General features: G+C 59.1%; 21 protein-coding genes and 1 pseudogene. 9 read left to right on the top strand and 13 right to left on the bottom strand.

All coding sequences use genetic code 11. The annotated features are described in order from the left end of the window. Positions 1 to 161 precede the first annotated feature (161 nt). The 4 genes from AC06G5_RS22020 to AC06G5_RS22005 form a co-directional block, all read right to left on the bottom strand. On the bottom strand, positions 162 to 1,490 hold the full coding sequence (locus AC06G5_RS22020; protein WP_008020358.1) for a deoxyguanosinetriphosphate triphosphohydrolase: 1,329 nt from the start codon (positions 1,488 to 1,490) through the stop codon (positions 162 to 164). A gap of 179 nt (positions 1,491 to 1,669) precedes the next feature. Then, positions 1,670 to 2,014, bottom strand: coding sequence for a hypothetical protein (locus AC06G5_RS22015; protein ID WP_413423705.1), 345 nt, complete (start codon positions 2,012 to 2,014; stop codon positions 1,670 to 1,672). Then, positions 2,011 to 2,400 carry a phage holin family protein gene (locus tag AC06G5_RS22010; RefSeq protein ID WP_008020360.1) on the bottom strand — a complete coding sequence of 130 codons (390 nt, stop codon included), beginning with the start codon at positions 2,398 to 2,400 and terminating at the stop codon, positions 2,011 to 2,013. Before AC06G5_RS22010 ends, AC06G5_RS22015 begins: the two co-directional genes overlap by 4 nt. A 1-nt stretch (position 2,401) precedes the next feature. After that, on the bottom strand, positions 2,402 to 2,716 hold the full coding sequence (locus tag AC06G5_RS22005; RefSeq protein ID WP_046040614.1) for an ElaB/YgaM/YqjD family protein: 315 nt from the start codon (positions 2,714 to 2,716) through the stop codon (positions 2,402 to 2,404). Positions 2,717 to 3,046: 330 nt separating this feature from the next. On the opposite strand from AC06G5_RS22005, the gene AC06G5_RS22000 reads away from it, so the two are divergent. From AC06G5_RS22000 to AC06G5_RS21985, 4 genes are all read left to right on the top strand, one after another. Next, positions 3,047 to 4,255 carry an ammonium transporter gene (locus tag AC06G5_RS22000; protein WP_413423707.1) on the top strand — a complete coding sequence of 403 codons (1,209 nt, stop codon included), beginning with the start codon at positions 3,047 to 3,049 and terminating at the stop codon, positions 4,253 to 4,255. A 106-nt stretch (positions 4,256 to 4,361) separates the two neighbouring features. Beyond that, on the top strand, positions 4,362 to 4,598 hold the full coding sequence (locus AC06G5_RS21995; protein ID WP_085715299.1) for a glutaredoxin family protein: 237 nt from the start codon (positions 4,362 to 4,364) through the stop codon (positions 4,596 to 4,598). 172 nt (positions 4,599 to 4,770) lie between these two features. Then, positions 4,771 to 5,088 (top strand): hypothetical protein, encoded by a 318-nt coding sequence (locus AC06G5_RS21990; protein WP_008020364.1) that lies wholly within the window; start codon positions 4,771 to 4,773, stop codon positions 5,086 to 5,088. A gap of 71 nt (positions 5,089 to 5,159) precedes the next feature. Continuing rightward, positions 5,160 to 6,050, top strand: a complete 891-nt coding sequence (locus AC06G5_RS21985; RefSeq protein WP_413423711.1) for a pseudouridine synthase — start codon at positions 5,160 to 5,162, stop codon at positions 6,048 to 6,050. A gap of 250 nt (positions 6,051 to 6,300) precedes the next feature. Here AC06G5_RS21985 and AC06G5_RS21980 read toward each other — a convergent pair whose 3' ends face one another. After that, positions 6,301 to 6,522, bottom strand: coding sequence for a YgdI/YgdR family lipoprotein (locus AC06G5_RS21980; RefSeq protein WP_429370781.1), 222 nt, complete (start codon positions 6,520 to 6,522; stop codon positions 6,301 to 6,303). Positions 6,523 to 6,598: 76 nt separating this feature from the next. After that, a complete protein-coding gene (gene mobA / locus AC06G5_RS21975; RefSeq protein WP_480458304.1) occupies positions 6,599 to 7,201 on the bottom strand; it encodes a molybdenum cofactor guanylyltransferase MobA in 603 nt (200 codons plus the stop codon). Between the two features lie 81 nt (positions 7,202 to 7,282). Between mobA and moaB the strand changes: the two genes are divergently transcribed. Both moaB and AC06G5_RS21965 read left to right on the top strand, forming a co-directional pair. Beyond that, on the top strand, positions 7,283 to 7,822 hold the full coding sequence (gene moaB, locus AC06G5_RS21970; protein ID WP_480458303.1) for a molybdenum cofactor biosynthesis protein B: 540 nt from the start codon (positions 7,283 to 7,285) through the stop codon (positions 7,820 to 7,822). After that, entirely contained in the window at positions 7,806 to 9,032 is a 1,227-nt protein-coding gene (locus AC06G5_RS21965) for a molybdopterin molybdotransferase MoeA (protein WP_413423719.1), read from the top strand. The genes moaB and AC06G5_RS21965 overlap by 17 nt, the downstream gene beginning before the upstream one ends. Positions 9,033 to 9,096: 64 nt before the next feature. Here AC06G5_RS21965 and AC06G5_RS21960 read toward each other — a convergent pair whose 3' ends face one another. Further along, the gene (locus AC06G5_RS21960) at positions 9,097 to 9,387 is read right to left on the bottom strand and encodes a hypothetical protein (protein ID WP_413704286.1); all 291 of its coding nucleotides are present in this window, start codon (positions 9,385 to 9,387) and stop codon (positions 9,097 to 9,099) included. Positions 9,388 to 9,744: 357 nt separating this feature from the next. Here AC06G5_RS21960 and AC06G5_RS21955 point away from each other — a divergent pair. Next, positions 9,745 to 10,062, top strand: a pseudogene (locus AC06G5_RS21955) (lipid kinase YegS); the annotation flags it as partial. Here AC06G5_RS21955 and AC06G5_RS21950 read toward each other — a convergent pair. The 3 genes from AC06G5_RS21950 to AC06G5_RS21940 all read right to left on the bottom strand — a co-directional run bounded on the left by AC06G5_RS21950 (position 10,046) and on the right by AC06G5_RS21940 (position 12,567). Next, a complete protein-coding gene (locus AC06G5_RS21950; protein ID WP_413423723.1) occupies positions 10,046 to 10,705 on the bottom strand; it encodes a response regulator in 660 nt (219 codons plus the stop codon). The pseudogene AC06G5_RS21955 and the gene AC06G5_RS21950 sit on opposite strands and share 17 nt — an antisense overlap. Beyond that, a complete protein-coding gene (locus AC06G5_RS21945; protein ID WP_413423810.1) occupies positions 10,702 to 11,595 on the bottom strand; it encodes a sensor histidine kinase in 894 nt (297 codons plus the stop codon). The genes AC06G5_RS21950 and AC06G5_RS21945 overlap by 4 nt, the downstream gene beginning before the upstream one ends. Positions 11,596 to 12,096: 501 nt before the next feature. Next, entirely contained in the window at positions 12,097 to 12,567 is a 471-nt protein-coding gene (locus AC06G5_RS21940; RefSeq protein WP_413423725.1) for a hypothetical protein, read from the bottom strand. A gap of 462 nt (positions 12,568 to 13,029) precedes the next feature. Between AC06G5_RS21940 and AC06G5_RS21935 the strand changes: the two genes are divergently transcribed. Further along, the gene (locus AC06G5_RS21935; RefSeq protein WP_007973464.1) at positions 13,030 to 13,965 is read left to right on the top strand and encodes a chemotaxis protein CheV; all 936 of its coding nucleotides are present in this window, start codon (positions 13,030 to 13,032) and stop codon (positions 13,963 to 13,965) included. A gap of 187 nt (positions 13,966 to 14,152) precedes the next feature. Continuing rightward, complete coding sequence (locus AC06G5_RS21930; RefSeq protein WP_480458302.1) at positions 14,153 to 14,959, top strand: MOSC domain-containing protein; 807 nt, start codon at positions 14,153 to 14,155, stop codon at positions 14,957 to 14,959. A gap of 70 nt (positions 14,960 to 15,029) precedes the next feature. Here AC06G5_RS21930 and ppnP read toward each other — a convergent pair whose 3' ends face one another. The 3 genes from ppnP to AC06G5_RS21915 all read right to left on the bottom strand — a co-directional run bounded on the left by ppnP (position 15,030) and on the right by AC06G5_RS21915 (position 17,956). Then, a complete protein-coding gene (gene ppnP, locus AC06G5_RS21925; protein ID WP_007940055.1) occupies positions 15,030 to 15,314 on the bottom strand; it encodes a pyrimidine/purine nucleoside phosphorylase in 285 nt (94 codons plus the stop codon). Positions 15,315 to 15,375: 61 nt separating this feature from the next. Then, the gene (locus AC06G5_RS21920) at positions 15,376 to 15,924 is read right to left on the bottom strand and encodes a 3'-5' exonuclease (RefSeq protein ID WP_413423729.1); all 549 of its coding nucleotides are present in this window, start codon (positions 15,922 to 15,924) and stop codon (positions 15,376 to 15,378) included. 70 nt (positions 15,925 to 15,994) lie between these two features. Next, a complete protein-coding gene (locus AC06G5_RS21915) occupies positions 15,995 to 17,956 on the bottom strand; it encodes an acetyl/propionyl/methylcrotonyl-CoA carboxylase subunit alpha (protein WP_413423731.1) in 1,962 nt (653 codons plus the stop codon). Positions 17,957 to 18,027: the final 71 nt, after the last annotated feature.

Here is an 18,027-nt window from a genome sequence, read left to right as displayed (position 1 = left end):
GTTGAACAGAAAGGAGGGCGATTGTTTCGCGAGCGTGCCGGACATGCGATCAGTTTGCTCGCCATATGTTGTAGGGCGATTCGACGAAGCTTGAGTGCTGTTGGAAGTTGAAGGGGGATCAGCCATAACGAATGCCGTAATGGCTGATCAGTCGATACGCCTCAGTGGCTGGCGCGTCCGGTCATTTCCAGGGCCATGTCACTGGCATAGCTGTCGGTCATGCCGGCGATGAAATCGATCATGCGCAAAAACGACGTGTGCAATGGGCCGTGAGGGTCGGGTGCATTGTTGCCCAGCAGGTCAAGGATGCGGCGGCTTTTGAACGAAGGGGTCCGACCGTTGTGCTGCTCAAGCGCTGCTCCGCAAAAGGCGTTGAGCAGGATTTCCAGCGTGGTGTAGGCGCCGATCTCGTGCAGGGTCTTGCGCTTGTCCTGGAAGATTTTCTTGCGGGCCATGTCCTTGGCGTTCAGCACGCAACGCTTGGCGGGCCCGTGCATGTGTTCCACCAGGTCGCCGGGTAATGTACCGGCCAGCAGTGCGTCCTGTTGCTCGACGAAGGCGCGGGCCGCGGCATTGGTCAAGTGCTCGATGGCTTTGCCGCGCAGGATCGCCAGTTTGCGTCGGCGCGAATCGCCGGGACCGAGCTGGCGGTAGGTCTCCGGCAAGTCATCGCCCACCAGACCGAGCAGCAGTGACTCGACTTCGGCGTATTCCAGCAACTCCATTTCCAGACCGTCTTCCAGGTCGATCAGCGCGTAGCATATGTCGTCGGCGGCCTCCATCAGGTACACCAGTGGATGCCTTGCCCAGCGTTGCTCCTCCAGTTGCGGCAGGCCGAGCTTATGGGCGATCTGCTCCAGTAGCGGCAGCTCGCTCTGATAACAGCCGAACTTGTGTTTCTTGTATCCCAGCGAGTCGGCGTGCTTGGCCGTCCATGGATACTTCAGGTACGTGCCCAGCGTTGCATAGGTCAGGCGGGTGCCGCCGTCGAACTGGTGATACTCCAGTTGAGTGAGTACCCGAAAGCCCTGGGCATTGCCTTCGAAATTCAGGAAGTCATTGCGCTCGGCTTCACTCATTGCATCCAGCCAGCCACGGCCGGCAGCTTGCTGGAACCAGTGACGGATCGCGTCTTCACCGGAATGGCCGAAAGGCGGGTTACCGATGTCGTGTGCCAGGCAAGCCGATTGCACCACCATCCCCAGGTCGCTGGGTTCGCACCAGTCGGGCAGGGCATTGCGGATGGTTTCGCCGACCCGCATGCCCAGTGAGCGACCCACGCAACTGACTTCCAGCGAGTGGGTCAGGCGCGTATGAATGTGATCATTGCTGGACACGGGATGGACCTGGGTCTTGCGCCCGAGGCGGCGGAAAGCCCCCGAGAAAATGATGCGGTCGTGGTCTTTGTGAAAAGGGCTGCGGCCGAGCTCTTCAGGGCTGTGCAGCGGTTTTCCGAGACGTTCGCGAGTAAGCAGGGTGTGCCAATCCAAGGCGGGGGCTCTCCGTCGGGTGACTGATGGCCTAGCTTCCCGTTTCGCGCCATGACCTGCAAGCGGAACTACAACCCGGCGGCTCCGATATCGATGAGCAGCACACGTGCAGGATGGCGCCCCTCGATAGAGAGGCGCATCCCGTCGACGTCGCAGGAATGCAGCCGGAAAGATACTGATCAGTCTTTGCGTGAAGAGCCCTGCAGGATCAGTGTGATCAGCGGCCCCAGCGTGGTGCCGAGGCGGATCAGCCGGGTCAGGCCGCTGAGGCCGCCGCCGTTTTTTGCCCCCTTGCCGGTCAGAAAACCCAGCAAGGTGACGGCGGCCACGCCCCAGAGGGGGGCGTGTTTGATGCCGAAACCGTCCTGCAGGTTTTTCGTCATCCCGCGCACGCGTTTCAAGGGTTGCAGCAGTTGCGCGGATTCGTGGCGGATTTCCTGACGATGCATTTCCATGCGCAGGCGGATCAGGGCCTTGCGCATTTCCGTGCGTGAGCTGTTGTGTGGCAATTCAGGCAGGCTCATGGCAGCAGACGCTCCCGGTCGTTGGCCAGCTCTTCGAGCGTGCCGTGGAAGGGCGAGGACTCATCGAAAATCGCCGCTCTCAAGCGCATTCCACAAAATATGGCAGCGAGGGTGTAGAACACGCAGAGACCGATGATGGCGGTCAGGCGATACGTGTCCCAGAACACGATAAGCACCAGCGTCGACAGCCCTACCAGCAGCAGCAACGCAAACACCAGCGCCAGGCCGGCAAACAGCAACAGGCTGACGGTGCGGGCTTTTTGTTCCTGCAATTCGATGCCGAACAGTTCGACATGGCTGTGCAGCAACCCAAGGAAGGCCGCACCCAGGCGCCGCGAAGAGGAGCTGGTTCCCGTTTCAGACGGGCCGGATTCACCGATCGACATATCAGCGCCGGCTAGCCAGCAGGCCAATCAGGAAACCCACGCCGGCCGCGATCCCGACCGATTGCCAAGGGTTGGCCTGGACATAGTCCTCCGTGGCGGTGACCGCAGCCTTGCCGTGTTCGCGCAGGGAGTCTTCGGTCAGTTTGAGGGTTTCACGGGCACGCAAGAGACTGTCGTGAATCTGCTCGCGCAACTCGTCGGCCTGATCGCCTGCCAGGGTCGCGGTGTGCTCCAGCAACCGTTCGGTGTCACTGACCAGTGTCTGAAAGTCGTTCATCAGGATTTCTTGAGCAGTCTTTGCCTGGGTGCGGGCCATGGGGGATCTCCATAAGTGGCTTTCTGATGCGTTCGAGTATGAGCCTTCGGCGAAGGTTCAGTACAAATGACTGGTACAACTTTTGCTGTGTCGTGGTGCGCCGGTCCGCACCATTGCGCTATAGCCGGGCATGATTTCAGTAAAACCGCAGGACCAACAATCAAAAACTCGCGTAAACGTCCGGGGCGCGTTTTTCCTGGACGGTATCCGTGCGCCAAAGCGGTTCAAACGAGATCAGTCCGCTGATGCTTCGAAGCCGCAAATTGGTGCGTGAGCGGTCATCGCGAACTGCTTTGGTGCTTTTTTTCTGCCATAAGGTCTGCCCATCCCATGGAAAATCTGCAAAGCGCTGTGGACACCCTGGTCCATAGCTCCAACACGCTGTTCATTCTGATCGGTGCGGTCATGGTTCTGGCCATGCACGCCGGTTTTGCCTTTCTCGAAGTCGGAACCGTGCGACAGAAAAACCAGGTCAATGCGTTGTCGAAAATCCTCAGCGACTTCGCTGTTTCGACACTGGCTTACTTCTTTATAGGCTATTGGGTTTCCTATGGCGTGACGTTCATGCAACCAGCGGCCGTGCTCAATGCCGACCATGGCTATGGACTGGTGAAGTTTTTCTTCCTGCTGACCTTTGCCGCGGCGATCCCGGCGATCATTTCCGGGGGGATCGCCGAGCGCGCCCGGTTTGTCCCGCAATTGTGCGCAACCGCGTTGATTGTCGCGTTCGTCTATCCGTTCTTCGAAGGCATGGTCTGGAACGGCAACTTCGGTTTGCAAGCCTGGTTGCTGGAGCGCTTTGGCGCCGGTTTCCATGATTTCGCCGGTTCAGTGGTAGTGCATGCCATGGGCGGTTGGCTGGCACTGGCGGCGGTGCTGTTACTAGGGCCGCGTAATGGCCGTTATCGCGACGGTCGGCTGGTCGCATTCGCGCCATCGAGCATCCCGTTTCTGGCGTTGGGCTCGTGGATCCTGATTGTTGGCTGGTTCGGCTTCAACGTCATGAGCGCGCAAACCCTGCAAGGTGTCAGCGGACTGGTGGCGGTGAACTCGTTGATGGCCATGGTTGGCGGTACGGTGGCGGCGCTGATTGTCGGGCGCAATGACCCTGGCTTTCTGCATAACGGCCCGTTGGCGGGGCTCGTGGCAATCTGTGCCGGATCCGACCTGATGCATCCTGTGGGGGCGCTGGTCACTGGTGCCATCGCGGGGGCCCTGTTTGTCTGGTGCTTTACCGCGGCCCAGGGCAAATGGCACATCGACGATGTATTGGGTGTGTGGCCGTTACATGGCTTGTGTGGCGTGTGGGGCGGCATTGCCTGCGGCATTTTCGGCCAGAGCGCCTTGGGCGGGCTCGGTGGGGTCAGTCTGATCAGCCAGTTGATCGGCACTGCACTGGGCGTCACTGTGGCACTGGCCGGCGGGTTTGCGGTGTACGGAGTGATCAAGGCGTTGCATGGATTGCGCCTGAGCCAGGAAGAGGAGTATTACGGCGCGGACCTGTCGATCCACAAGATCGGCGCCGTGAGCCAGGACTGACTCGGGTCACTTCATGGGCGACGGCATCAAGGGCAGGGGGCTCAATGGCTCGACGGTTTTTCGGGGCAGGCCTAGAATGGTCACTTCATTTTCTGGTTGAGCGCTCATGCTTCCCGAATGTCAGCTGTTCGGCACCCTTGGATGCCATCTCTGTGAAGTAGCCGAAGCCATGCTGATGGAGTTTGTCGAGCGCGGTCTGCTGGTGGAACTGGTGGATATCGCCGACGATGAAGCGTGGTTTGCAGCTTACAGCCTGCGAATTCCGGTGCTGCGACGCGTCGATACCGGTGCTGAACTGGGCTGGCCGTTCAGTGCCGATGAGGTGGTGACGTTCCTGCGTTAAGCGTTTTTTGCACTGGCGGCATGTCCCGCCCGTCGAACTTTGCGATTGATCCCCTTGGCTTATCCGGCGTTGATCGGATACTGTATGCGCATACAGTTATTCGCAGTGCCTGCCTTGCCGTTGCCGGTTTTCGGCAGCGAGCAGGCAAGCCCGGGCGTGAGAGGGATGAATCGTGGTCAATGTCGAACAGTTGAAGAACAGCGTGAACAGGATGTCCGCGGACGTCGTGCGCGAGGCCGTCCTTGAGTTGCGTCTGGATGGTCTGGTGACCGAGGGGAAAACGCCTTTCAACAAAACGCATTTCAATACCTGTTTCGCAGAAATCGAAGCCTTGTTTCAACGCGCGGGATATCACCGGCAACTCGATGTCGTGGGTTATCAGGGGTTGTTGTACGCCCTGTATGACCCCGCTCGCTGGGAGGCGGTCGATGTACTGCGCTGGCTCAAGGAGTACACCGAAGCGGCGGCGCGCACGCAGATTCCGGCTTGAGGAATCTTCTCTAGGTTCGTACTCCCTGCTGTTGGATAATGCCGCTCTGCACTGAGGGTTAGAGCTTTCGTATGTCCACTTCTACTTTTTCCGCGGCACACAGCCAGGCCAGTACGCTCTACTTGCCACCTGGCCCGTGGCAGACCGTTATCGATTGCCTGTGTGAGCATTTCAGCGCCATCGGTCGTGAACAATGGCTGGACAGAATCGCCCGCGGCCGGGTCCTCGATGGGCAGGGCATGCCGATTGCCCTCGATCTGGCCTACAGGGAAGGTTTGCGGATTCATTATTTTCGCGAAGTGCCGGATGAAAAACCGATCCCGGTGATCGAGTCGATCCTGTACGCGGACGAGCATCTGGTGGTGGCCGACAAACCGCACTTTCTACCCGTGACGCCGGCTGGCGAATACGTTGAACAGACCCTGCTGAGGCGCTTGATCCGTCGCCTGGACAATCCGCATCTGGTGCCGTTGCATCGCATCGACCGGCATACCGCGGGGCTGGTACTGTTTTCCGCCAATCCGCAGAGTCGTTCAGCTTATCAGTCGTTGTTTCCAACCCGGCAGATCGAAAAGCGCTACGAGGCCATCGCACGGGCGTTGCCTGACCTGGTTTTCCCGTTGGTTCATAAAAGCCGACTGGTCGATGGCGAGCCGTTCTTCCGCATGCAGGAGGGGCCGGGGGCCAGCAACACCGAGACTGCGGTCGAAATCAGGGAAAAACAGGGGGATCTCTGGCGTTATGGTCTTTACCCGGTGACGGGCAAGAAACATCAGCTTCGGGTACATATGGCGGCGTTGGGAGCCGCTATCTGCAACGACCCGTTTTACCCCGAGGTGCTCAAGGATGCGCAGGATGACTATGCCAATCCTTTGAAACTGCTGGCTCAGGGGCTGAAATTCATCGATCCGGTCACGGGCCAGGCGCGAGAGTTCGAGAGTGAAATCACCCTGCAATGGTGATCAGGGGGCGACCCTGAAGCGTTGTACTTCAGGCATGAAAAAGCCCGCATCAAGCGTAATGCTGTTCAGTTAAGCGAGAGTGATCCGTTGTAGGAGCGAGCTTGCTCGCGATGGTCGTTAACGATGCCGCGTGTTTACTGACTAAACGCAGCGCTCTTGAGTCCATCGCGAGCAAGCTCGCTCCTACAGAATCCTTAACTGAACAGCATTACGCATCAAGCGGGCTTTTCCGTATCCGGCGGCGCCAGGATTACAGCTCTTTAACGGTACGAACCTGGTCTTTGTTGATGCGGGTCTGTTTGCCGTCGAGCTGTTCGAATTCGTAGAAACCGGAGTCCTTGTCAAACCGAGGCGTGTCGACGGCCTGGATTTCGCGACCGTCATTCAAGGTGATCACCGTAGGCGATGCGCAACCGGCGAGGGTTGCAAGGCCCAGTGCGAGCATGAAAGTGGCAAGGGTCCGTTGAGTCATGAGTGTGTCTCCGAATAAGGGTTCTTTGGTTGCCGGACTTGAGACGTGCACTGTCCGCGCAAGTTCCTGATGATTGTCAGTCTGACACAGTCTTATGACCGCTTAACAGTTCCGGCGTGTTGAGGTTGGCCAGCCGAGGGTCTTTGTCAGGGTATTGCAGCGCAGTCGCACCGAGCTTGTGCATCAACCTGCCAGGGCTGCGCTCACCTTCGATCCAGGCTTGTTCAAATGCTGCGCTGTGTAGCACGGGAATCACACACAATAACGGCTCCCAGTGGCCGTCATGCCGCACCATCAGCGGCTTGTCCGGATGCAGGTTGGCGGTTTCGCGCATATTGCCGATCAACGCCGCATCAATGCCCGGAACGTCACAGGGCAGGACCAGCAGATGGGGATGGCGAGCAGCTTTCAGGCCTGCTCGAATACCCGCCAGAGGTCCGGGGAAGCCTCCTTCATCATCGTGGACCAACTGGTCGGCGTAGGGCGCATACTTCTCAAGATTGCGATTGCAGGAGATGATCAGGTCATCGGTCAGCGGGCGAGTCTTGCGATGCAGATGCGCAATCAGCGGATCGCCGTGCCAGTCCAGCAACCCTTTATCCTGCCCCCCCATGCGTTGGCCGCGACCGCCCGCCAGGAGCAGAATGGAGCAGGGTGGCAATTGTGAATTCGAGGTCATGGCAGGTCTCCATGGGAGCGGCGAAAAAACGGAGCGCTGTGATATAACACCGGGCTGTTTCTCCTTCAACTGGACGAGCCTATGAAAGCCAAGGCTGATGTACCTTTCGCACCGCTGAATATTGCAGTGCTGACTGTCAGCGATACCCGCACACTGGAAACCGACACCTCGGGCCAGCTCTTTGTCGACCGCTTGACCGCTGCCGGTCATTATCTGGCAGCCCGGGTGTTGCTCAAAGATGATCTCTACAAGATTCGCGCGCAAGTCGCCAACTGGATTGCCGACGATGTCGTGCAGGTTGTGCTGATCACCGGCGGAACCGGTTTTACCGGGCGTGACAGTACGCCGGAAGCCGTCAGTTGCCTGCTGGACAAACAGGTTGATGGATTTGGCGAGCTGTTCCGCCAGATCTCGGTTGCCGATATCGGCACCTCGACCGTTCAGTCCCGGACGTTGGCCGGCCTGGCCAACGGCACGCTGGTTTGCTGTTTGCCGGGCTCGACCAATGCCGTGCGCACCGGTTGGGACGGCATACTGGCCGAGCAGCTGGATTCGCGGCATCGCCCGTGCAATTTCGTGCCTCACCTGAAACAGGCTGCGCCTTGTGACTCCCGTGGGTAAGCCTGGCAAGACTGGCAGCCTGATGCCTGTCGAGCAGGCGCTGGCGCGCTTGCTGGAAATGGCCGAGACCTCAAGGATTGTCGAGCGTGAACGCTTGCCGTTGGCGCAGGTACAGGGGCGTGTATTGGCTGAAGATCTGGTGTCGACGCTGGATCTGCCACCCTGGCCCAACAGTGCCATGGACGGTTATGCCTTGCGTATGGCCGACTGGACGGGAGAGCCGTTGGTGGTCAGTCAGAAGGTGTTTGCCGGCCAGGCCCCCGAACCGTTGCAGCCAGGAACCTGTGCGCGCATTTTCACCGGGGCGCCTGTTCCCGCCGGTGCCGATTGCGTCGAGATGCAGGAAAACGCCGAGGTTCAGGCGGATGAGCGAGTACGTTTCACTGGAACCTTGGCCCAAGGCCAGAACATCCGTCCGCAAGGCCAGGAAACGACCGTCGGCGAGTTGATTCTGCCGGCAGGTACGCGGCTGGGGCCCATCGAGCAAGGATTGGCTGCCTCATTGGGATGCGCTGAGCTGGAAGTCGTTCGCAAGGTGCGTGTGGCGGTGCTGTCCACTGGCGACGAATTGATTGAGCCGGGGCAGGCGCTGGGGCCGGGACAGATCTACAACAGCAACCGGGTGTTGTTATGTAGCTGGTTGCAGCGTTTGGGGTGTGAGGTCGTCGACGCGGGCATTCTTCCGGACAATCTGGAAACCACGCGTTCCCGATTGGGTGAGTTGAAGGATGTCGACCTGATCCTCTCCACCGGCGGCGTATCGGTGGGTGAAGCCGATTTTCTGGGCATCGCCTTGCGCGAAGAGGGTGAACTGACGCTGTGGAAGCTCGCCATCAAGCCTGGTAAACCGCTGACGTTCGGGCATTTTCGCGGCGTGCCGGTGATTGGCTTGCCGGGCAATCCGGCATCGACCCTCGTGACCTTTGCCTTGTTGACCAGACCCTATCTCCTGCGCCGTCAGGGTGTGAAAGAAGTTGAGCCGCTGAAGGTGCAGGTGCCGGCAGGGTTTAACTGGCTCCAGCCTGGTAATCGGCGTGAGTATTTGCGCGGACGGCTGGAAAACGGCAGGGCGACGATCTACAAAAACCAGAGTTCCGGTGTACTGCGTAGCGCTGCCTGGGCCGATGGACTGGTAGAAGTCCTTGAAGGTCGCACGCTGGTTCAGGGCGATGGCGTTTTTTTCATTCCGTTGAGCGAAGTCCTGGGCTGACAGATACAGCGGATTTGCCACACAAAACCCGGTTGATTGAACCGGGTTTTGTGTTGATGGCAACTCAATGCGCCAGAAACAATGAAATAACCTGTTCGAACCGGCTATTGGCGATCCAGCCAAGGAGGCCAAGGATCACGGCTGTGCCGCAGGCGGAGTAGGCAAGCCTGTGCTTGATGGATTTGACGTCACCCCGGACTTCGTCCATGTCCCTGCGTATGTACTTGAGGTGTGCTTCCAGCTCGGTGACGCGAGGTTCCATATCGATTTCTCCGGTGGCTTTTGTGCTGCTGCATTCAGCTCGATCGCCTGCACTTTTTACAATGGCCGGTGAATCGAGTTTTTGGCTTTGCATGGCACGTCCTTGTGATGTCCTGCGGTAACCCCAAAAGTCTACCAATTCAGATTCCCGGTCAATTGAGCCGATTCCTCACGTGTTGTAAGAAAATTCCTGCCATGTGAGGGATCAAGACTGTCCGATTGGAAATAATTCATTTTCTTGCGACTTTTGACGGGGGGGGCTTCGCGGTCAACATCTCCCGGATGCGATTCAAACCTGGGGTGAACTGATGGGCGATCGCAAGGCACTGTTGATTCTGCATGGTAAACAGGCACTCAACGAAGCAGTTCGCACGGCAGTCGAAAGCCGGCGTGAGTAAGGTTGGGAACTGCCTGTTCGAATGACCTGGGAAGCCGGCGATGCGCAGAGACTGGTGGGCGGGCGTCGTGCCCACAGGCACTGGTAGATGATGGTTTGCTGGATGTCGGTGTTTTGCCGGCACCGCAGGAAGTGGCCGGTACATTGAAAAACCTGCTGACCGAAGGCTTTGGCATCGACAGCATGTTTGTCCGGGCGCGCCTGCCCTGGGTCGAGATCAAGGTCTCGGAAGGGCTTTACATCAACCTTGATGGTGAACCGCTGGAAGGGGACAACCTGTGTTTCTCGATTCGCCCGGCGGCGTTACTCGTGCATCTGCCTGAGGATTCGCCGCTGTTACGTGCCTGTGAAGTGCCTAGTCATCAAGGCTGATGATTTGTTCGCGCACGGCAAACAGCACCAGGCCGGCCACATCGTAGATCTGCAAACGCTTCATGATCTGCGAACGGTGGGTTTCGACGGTCTTGACGCTCAGCCCCAGGCCATTGGCGATCTCTCGAGTGGATTTTCCGCGAACGATCAACCGCAGGATTTCCAGCTGACGCGCCGTCAGGTTATGCGAGTCGGCGGGTTCGGGTTGGTGCCTCTGGTTTCGGGTCAATGCCTGATTGATTACCGTGTGGGCAATGGCCGGACTCAGATAGCGCTCGTTGTTGCGCAAGGCCTCCAGTGCGTGCTCCAGTTCGGTCGCCGTGGTGTCCTTGAGCAGGTAGCCGTGGGCTCCGGACTCCAGCGCCTGCATGATGAGGGCCGGGTCGGTGTGCATCGATAGGATCAGGACCTTGCTCTGCGGGCGCACTCGCTTTAGCTGCTGCAAGGCTTCGAGGCCGCCGGTCTGGCGCATTGAAAGATCCAGCAGGACAATATCCGGGGACAGACGCCCGACCATTTCGAGCAACTGCGAGCCGTCATTGGCCTCGCCGATGACCGCATAGCCGGGCAGATCCATCACCAGGGCGCGCACGCCAGCCCTGATCAGCGAGTGGTCATCCACCAGTAGTAAATTACAAGTCAATGCAGAACCTTATTCGAACTGGCCCGTTCGAGCGCACGGGGCGCCCAGGGAAAAAGAGCTTCGATTTGAGTGCCTTTGCCCGGCTCGCTGGTAACGGTCAGTGTGCCGCCCAGTTGATCGATCCGTTCCGACATTCCGGCCATACCTCGTTGCCCTTCACGACCAGGATCGGTTGCGGGCGAGAAGCCCTGACCGTCATCGCTGATCTGCAACTTCAGGCCTTGGGGCAGGCGTTGCAGGCATACCAGCAGGTTCTTGGCCTGGGCATGTCGCAGGATGTTGGTGACCGCTTCCTGAGTGATACGGAACGCTGCCACGGCCATTTCCTCCGGTATGCCGGTCAGGCGTTGCTGGCATTCCAGGCTCCAGTGCACCGGCGTGTTGGCCAGGGTCTTGAGCAAGTGTGCCCGCAGACTGGCTTCCAGCCCGAGGCTGGTCAACTGCCGGGGGTTGAGAATGGCGGATACGTCACGAACTTTTGTCAGGGTTTCTTCCAGCGTGTCGCAGAGGACCGAGCATTGCCCCTGAAGTTCTTCGGGCATCCGGCGTTTGAGCCAGTCACTTTGCAGTTTTGCGGCGGTCAGCAATTGGCCGATGTCGTCATGCAGTTCCCGGCTCAGTCGGTGACGCTCGTTTTCCTGAACCTGTAACAACCGGTCGGCCAGTTCCTGAGGCTGGAATTTGATGGATTTGCGCGAGAGGCGGTACTGCACAGCAACACTGGTCAGCGCAGCAATGTCGAGTGCCAGCAATGACAGAGGCAAAGGGATAGACAAGCCATAGACCAGCAAACTGCCGAGCGTCGAGCAGGCGCATAACAACAGCGTGAATGTACGCGCATTTTCTCGGGACGGTGGCCACATGGCAATTGACTTGAGGCTGGCGTGCATAACGGATGGAGCCAATGGATGTTCGCTGCGGGCTGACCGGTCATGCTGGCTGACAGGCCCCTGTTTTTTAATGTGGAGCGTCGACTTCAACGGGATGTACTTTTTGTTGGAGACTTCAGCTCCGGACTGGAGCGAGCTGTGTCCGGCCGCAACCACACTGCCATTAATTGGCGTCAACTAATAGGCGGCATAGTAGCACTTAAGATACCGTTGGTCGCGTCTGTATATATGTCCGAAAAGTCAGGAATCCAGCCATTTGGACGATGGTTCCATAATGGAGCAAGTTGGCTGTTGCCGTCGCAAAATACCGACTGTCCCTGGTTTTTTATTGAGACCAGGCAATACCCCGGTCAAGACAGGCGCGCAATTGTCGATGGGCAAATAGTGGTTGTTAAAGCATGTCGCTTATAGCTATGAGATATTAAATTGCGACATGTGCGCACTCAAGTTACAGCGCGGTATTGATAACCAAAACACACCATACGGCATGATTTGGCAAGTTCAGGCCTGTCGTTCCGAATAGGATACGAGGCTGAACGGTCTGGAGTTGACCGGTGGTTGATATCGGCTTTGTCCGACCTGAAAGGCAAAAGCTTCGATAAGGGTAACTTGCTCGCTGTCGTCGAGACTGAGCTGTCCGGTGGTCTGGTCGATGAGTTCGAGTTGCCAGGCAATCAGGGTCAGGCAGTCTTTGAGGGCGCTCAGTGCCTCGTCGTGCAGGCTCATCGTGTGTTGTGCGTGGTTGAGCAGGCCATGAATATGCAGGGAAAACTCAGACACGGCCGCCAACGCCAGGGCATCGGCCTTGTTGGCTAGCTTGAGCAGTGTGCTGAGCATGCAGTCGATGGCGTCCTTGTCATTGCTGATCAGCTGTAGATGACTCAGGCATTCCTCGGTTTTGGCCAGGAGTGTTTCAGCCTCGACGAGAAACTCCGGGAGCCGTCGGGCCCACTCTTTACGGTCGTTCGGCATACTTATCTCCACAACGTCATGTCAAATGAGGGGATATCGTGCGTGTCGACGAGGGCGGTCGGGACCCCGGCATTGCCGAGTCGTCGGGTGAACGAGCTTCGGCTGGCCCGGAGGCAGGCTGGGGAACACGAGAGGGTGGTTGGCCACTTACTTGCGATCGCACACAAAAGCCTGACTCCGTTCATGCAATGAGAATGGCGTCACATTAATGGCTATTGGATATTGCGAATATCAGGTTGCACCTGATTGTTGATAGGGGAATCCCTTACGCAGCGGAACCTTTCGCTAGAACCATGGTCGCGTGGCGCTGAAGTGCGGCAGATGTAATCACGGCGCCAGTAAAGCATGATGTTAATGTGGCATCAATGCCTTGGCGTGGCATTTCGGAGAGGGTCAAGCTTCGGCAAAAACAGCCGATAACCTTCTTTAGTGAATTCATCCGAACAAGACCAGGAGTCATTGATGGCCGGCATTCTCGACACGGTAGACCAACGCACGCAACTGGTGGGTGAGAATCGCCTGGAAATTCTCATGTTCCGGCTCGCCGGACGGCAATTGTTCGCAATCAACGTCTTTAAAGTACAGGAAGTCTTGCAGCTGCCAAAGTTGACGCTGATGCCGCAGCGCCACCCTTTCGTGTGCGGCGTGGTCAACCTGCGTGGCCAGACCCTGCCGGTGATCGACCTGTCCCAGGCCATTGGCATGCGCCCATTGGTGCCGGGGCCTGGCAGCACGATTATCGTCACCGAGTACAACCGTTCGGTTCAGGCCTTCCTGGTCGGTGGCGTGGACCGGATCGTCAACATGAACTGGGAAGCCATCCTGCCGCCACCGAGCAGCGCCGGGCGCCAGCACTACCTGACAGCCATCAGCAAAGTCGACGACCAACTGGTGGAAATCATCGACGTCGAAAAAGTCCTGGCCGAAATCGTCCCGTACAACGCCAAAGTCTCCCGTGACAAGCTCGAGGATCCGGTACTGGAACGCGCCCGTGGCCGTGAGGTGCTGCTGGTGGATGACTCGAACGTGGCCCTGGCGCAATTGCGCGATACCTTGGGACAGTTGGGCGTGAAGATGCACATCGCCAGCGACGGATTGAAGGCCTTGAACATGCTCAAGGCCTGGGCCGATACCGGCGTGGACATGACCGAAAAACTGCTGATGGTTTTCACCGATGCGGAAATGCCGGAAATGGATGGCTATCGCCTGACCACCGAAATTCGCAACGATCCACGCCTGCGTGGCTTGTACGTGGTGCTGCACACCTCGCTGTCCGGCAGCTTCAACGACTCGATGGTGAAAAAGGTCGGCTGCGACAATTTCCTCTCCAAATTCCAGCCGGACAAACTCGTCGACGTAGTGCGCCAGCGCCTGATGCTCGACGAAGTACCGGCCTGATCAGACCACCGTCAACCTGTAGGAGCGAGCTTGCTCGCGATGGTCTTGAACGATAACGCGTAAAACCAGATGCCCAGCGGCGTCCTTGGGTTTTTCGCGAGCGAGCTCGCTCCTACAGGGTTTTTTGCACTTTGATTCGCTGACCAAGCTCGTATAGGGTGGCATTTTTGCCCACAGGGAGCTGGCCATGTTGCGTCTGAGCGCGCTTTATCGTTATCCGTTGAAATCCGGCAAGGGCGAGGTCTTGCAGCAAGTCGGCCTCGACAAGCTGGGGCTGGACGGCGATCGCCGCTGGATGCTGGTGGACGAGGCCAGCGGGCGCTTCCTGACCCAGCGGGCGGTGGCGCAGATGAGCCAGTTGCCGGCACTGTGGAATGCCGAAGGCGGCTTGACCCTCAGTGCGCCTGGTCATTCGCCGATCGACATTGCCCTGCCCGGCAGTGATGCAGAACTGCGTGGCGTGACGATCTGGCGCGACACCTTGCGTGTACCCGATGCTGGCGACGAGGCAGGTGCCTGGGTCAGTGAGTTCATCGGAAAACCGACGCGTCTGGTGCAAGTGCCACTGGAGCGTGCGCGTACGACCGAGGCTGGTTACGGCAAGGACGACGATCAGGTGGCGTTCGCCGACGGCTTCCCGCTGCTGCTGATCGGCCAGGCATCGCTGGAAGACCTGTCGCGGCGAGTCGGTCGCCCGCTGGAGATGCTGCGCTTCCGGCCAAACCTGGTGATCGAAGGCAGTGAAGCGTTCGCCGAGGACGGCTGGAAGCGTATCCGTATCGGCGAGGTCGAGTTCCGCGTGGTCAAGTCGTGCTCGCGCTGCATCCTCACGACCATCGACCCGCAAACCGGCGAACGTAGCGAAGATCGCGAACCGTTGGCGACCTTGCAGAAGTACCGTGTCGAGGCTGATGGTGCGATGTTCGGGCAGAATCTGGTCAATGACGGCAATGGACGGCTGGAAGTCGGTATGCCGGTGACCGTTCTCGAGTAAAAACCCGTGAATGAAAAATGCCCGTGTCCAGGAACACGGGCATTTTTTTTCGCTGTAAAAACGCGGGATTTTAGCCGCGGTATTCGCACAGGTAAGCGGTGTCGACGGCCACTTTCAGCTGGAACTTGCTGTTGGCCGGCACGTTGAACTGGCTGCCGGCGGCGAAGGTTTCCCAGTCGCTGCTGTCTGGCAGTTTGACGGTCAATGCGCCGCTGACCACGTGCATGATTTCACGCTGGCTGGTGCCGAATTCGTACTCGCCCGGAGCCATGACGCCGATGGTTGCCGGACCTTCTGCGGTGCCAAAGGCGATCGACTTGACGGTGCCGTCGAAGTACTCGTTGACTTTAAACATTGGCGATTCCTCGAAAAGGGCTAAAAAGGGCCGGCCAGTATGCACAAGGGGGCCGATGCCGTCACCTCTCCAGAGGGGGGAGAATCTGCGGTAACAGGCGCGCCGTATTACGCGCATCTTCCAGGGCCCGGTGTTGCTGCCCGGTAAATTGCAGGCCTGCAAGTTGCAGCGCGCCGTTGAGCCCCAGCGGGCGCTCCAGGCGGCGGGCTTTGGCAAAGCGCTGTTTGAGGTTGATATGCGGTGTACGGCTCAGGACGCTGTCGAGTTGCAGGCGCTGCCATTCCTGAAGGAACTGCTGGCGATCGTAATCACCCCAGCTGACCCAGCTTTCCAGGGATGAATATTGTCCCAGCCATTGTTCGAATGAGGGCCAGATCTCGCTCAGTGTCTGGGCCGAATCGACATCGGCCTGGGTGATGTGCGTCAGCTCCCGACAAAACGGTGTAAGCAGCGGCCGTCGCAGTGGCCGCACAAAGCACTGGAAGTGATCCACTTCGCGCCCTTTGCGGTCCACCAGGGTGGCGCCGATTTCAATGATTTCCATATCTGTTACGGGCCAACCACCCTCATCGGTGGTGGCCTCCAGATCAATGACCAGCCAGTGAGGCATTGCAGGGTTCCTGGTATCCGCGTCCTGTAGGGTTTGAGCGTAGCCAAACCCGACGGTTCCGCCTAGCGGCTTATTCGACCTCCAACAGAATCTGCCGGTTTTTCACCTGATCCCCGACTTTGACTTGCAGGCGTTTGAGCACACCGTCGATGCCCGATTTCAACGGGTGCTCCATTTTCATCGCCTCCAGTACCACCAGCAACTGGCCCTGGGTGACCGGGCTGCCTTCGTTGACCAGCACGTCGACAATCGCCCCGTCCATCGGTGCCTTGAGGGTGCCGGAGCTTACATTGGTCACGCTGCAGACCGGCGCCTGGGTGCGATCCACGAACTGCAGGCTGCCGGGCCGGGTAAACAGCCAGAGACGCCCGGTCTCCAGGCGGTAAGCGTGGCGCTGGCGGATGCCTTCGATTTCGAGGGTGGCCCAGCGTCCGTCGCAGTGGATGATCTTCAGTTCGAGGTTGTGCCCGGCGACCTGAATGCGCAACGGCTCGCCCGGGATGGCCTGCAACCCGACCGGCCAATCCTGGTCCTCAAGGCCGATGCGATAGTGCAGTGGAACACTGGCGTTGTTGCGCCAACCGCAAAGCGGGGCCGGATGAGCCTGCGCTTGAGCCTGATAGAAGAGGGCGGTCGCGATGGCCAGGTGTTGTGCGCCTGGGGCATGGGACCGCAGGCAGGCATGCTCGGAAAAGTGCTGCGCGATGAACCCGGTGCTGAAATCCGCGCAGGCGAACTGTGGGTGATCCAGCAAACTGGCGAGCAAGCGCTGATTGCTTTGCACGCCCAGCAGCACACTGTCTTGCACCGCCCGCAGCAATTTGCGCCGGGCTTCTTCGCGGGTGGCGCCGTGGGCAATGAGCTTGCCGAGCATCGGGTCGTAGAACGGGCTAATGACCTGGCCTTCGATCAGGCCGTGGTCGATCCGCACGCCGTCCTGCAATCCCGGTTCCCAGGCCACGACGTGCCCGGTTTGCGGCAGGAAACCCTGAGCCGGATCTTCGGCATACAGGCGCACTTCCATGGCGTGCCCATGGAGCTGCACCTGCTCCTGACGCAATGGCAGCGGTTGCCCCTCGGCGATGTGCAGCTGCCAGGCCACCAGGTCCAGCCCGGTGATCAGTTCGGTAACCGGGTGTTCCACTTGCAACCGGGTGTTCATTTCCAGGAAGTAAAACTGCCCGCGCGCATCCAGCAAAAACTCCACGGTGCCCGCGCCGACGTATTGCACTGCCCGCCCGGCCTTGAGCGCCGCTTCGCCCATGGCCTGGCGCAGTTCAGGCGTCATCACCGGGCAGGGTGCTTCTTCGATGACTTTCTGATGCCGGCGCTGTACCGAACAATCGCGCTCGCCGAGGTAAATCAGGTTGCCGTGGCGGTCGCCGAACAGTTGAACCTCGACATGACGTGGTTCGACCAGTGCCTGTTCGAGAATCAGTTCGCTGCTGCCAAAACCGTTCAGGGCTTCGGAGCGCGCGGTACGGATCTGCTCCAGCAAATGGCCGGCGTCGTGCACCAGGCGCATACCGCGTCCACCGCCGCCAGCGCTGGCTTTGATCATCAACGGATAGCCGATGCGCCCGGCTTCGCGGCTCAGGGTCGCGTCGTCCTGCCCGTCGCCTTGATAACCATCGATGCAGGGCACGCCGGCTTCGATCATGGCGATCTTCGAAAGGCGCTTGCTGCCCATCAATTCGATTGCCTCGGGGCTGGGGCCGATGAAGGTGATGCCGGCGTCCTGGCAAGCGCGGGCAAACCCGGCGTTTTCCGAGAGGAAGCCGTAGCCCGGATGGATCGCATCCGCGCCCGTACGCCGGGCTGCGTCGAGGATGGCCGGGATATTCAAATAAGACTGTTGCACCGCGGCCGGCCCGATGTTGACTGCCTCGTCGGCCATCTGCACGTGCAATGCGTCGGCGTCGGCGTCGCTGAATACGGCGACCGTGCGATAGCCCAGCGCCTGGGCCGTGCGCTGGATGCGACAGGCAATTTCACCGCGGTTGGCGATGAGGATTTTTTTGAGTCCGGGCATGGGTTGGCTCTCTGTATTTTGCTGTGTCTGGTCGGGCCTCATCGCGAGCAAGCCCGCTCCCACATTTGAAA

This window comes from Pseudomonas sp. WT-JTC, assembly GCF_056711565.1.
Note: the sequence above shows the minus strand (reverse complement) of the source record. Positions and strands in the feature narration are given on the sequence as shown.

What these genes read in the sequence shown, in the direction of transcription:
- AC06G5_RS22015 (WP_413423705.1), bottom strand. Translation starts at nt 2,014, where the DNA reads ATGAGCCTGCCTGAATTGCCACACAACAGCTCACGCACGGAAATGCGC.
- AC06G5_RS22010 (WP_008020360.1), bottom strand. Translation starts at nt 2,400, where the DNA reads ATGTCGATCGGTGAATCCGGCCCGTCTGAAACGGGAACCAGCTCCTCT.
- AC06G5_RS22005 (WP_046040614.1), bottom strand. Translation starts at nt 2,716, where the DNA reads ATGGCCCGCACCCAGGCAAAGACTGCTCAAGAAATCCTGATGAACGAC.
- AC06G5_RS22000 (WP_413423707.1), top strand. Translation starts at nt 3,047, where the DNA reads ATGGAAAATCTGCAAAGCGCTGTGGACACCCTGGTCCATAGCTCCAAC.
- AC06G5_RS21995 (WP_085715299.1), top strand. Translation starts at nt 4,362, where the DNA reads ATGCTTCCCGAATGTCAGCTGTTCGGCACCCTTGGATGCCATCTCTGT.
- AC06G5_RS21985 (WP_413423711.1), top strand. Translation starts at nt 5,160, where the DNA reads ATGTCCACTTCTACTTTTTCCGCGGCACACAGCCAGGCCAGTACGCTC.
- AC06G5_RS21980 (WP_429370781.1), bottom strand. Translation starts at nt 6,522, where the DNA reads ATGACTCAACGGACCCTTGCCACTTTCATGCTCGCACTGGGCCTTGCA.
- mobA (WP_480458304.1), bottom strand. Translation starts at nt 7,201, where the DNA reads ATGACCTCGAATTCACAATTGCCACCCTGCTCCATTCTGCTCCTGGCG.
- moaB (WP_480458303.1), top strand. Translation starts at nt 7,283, where the DNA reads ATGAAAGCCAAGGCTGATGTACCTTTCGCACCGCTGAATATTGCAGTG.
- AC06G5_RS21960 (WP_413704286.1), bottom strand. Translation starts at nt 9,387, where the DNA reads ATGCAAAGCCAAAAACTCGATTCACCGGCCATTGTAAAAAGTGCAGGC.
- AC06G5_RS21945 (WP_413423810.1), bottom strand. Translation starts at nt 11,595, where the DNA reads ATGCACGCCAGCCTCAAGTCAATTGCCATGTGGCCACCGTCCCGAGAA.
- AC06G5_RS21940 (WP_413423725.1), bottom strand. Translation starts at nt 12,567, where the DNA reads ATGCCGAACGACCGTAAAGAGTGGGCCCGACGGCTCCCGGAGTTTCTC.
- AC06G5_RS21935 (WP_007973464.1), top strand. Translation starts at nt 13,030, where the DNA reads ATGGCCGGCATTCTCGACACGGTAGACCAACGCACGCAACTGGTGGGT.
- AC06G5_RS21930 (WP_480458302.1), top strand. Translation starts at nt 14,153, where the DNA reads ATGTTGCGTCTGAGCGCGCTTTATCGTTATCCGTTGAAATCCGGCAAG.
- ppnP (WP_007940055.1), bottom strand. Translation starts at nt 15,314, where the DNA reads ATGTTTAAAGTCAACGAGTACTTCGACGGCACCGTCAAGTCGATCGCC.
- AC06G5_RS21920 (WP_413423729.1), bottom strand. Translation starts at nt 15,924, where the DNA reads ATGCCTCACTGGCTGGTCATTGATCTGGAGGCCACCACCGATGAGGGT.
- AC06G5_RS21915 (WP_413423731.1), bottom strand. Translation starts at nt 17,956, where the DNA reads ATGCCCGGACTCAAAAAAATCCTCATCGCCAACCGCGGTGAAATTGCC.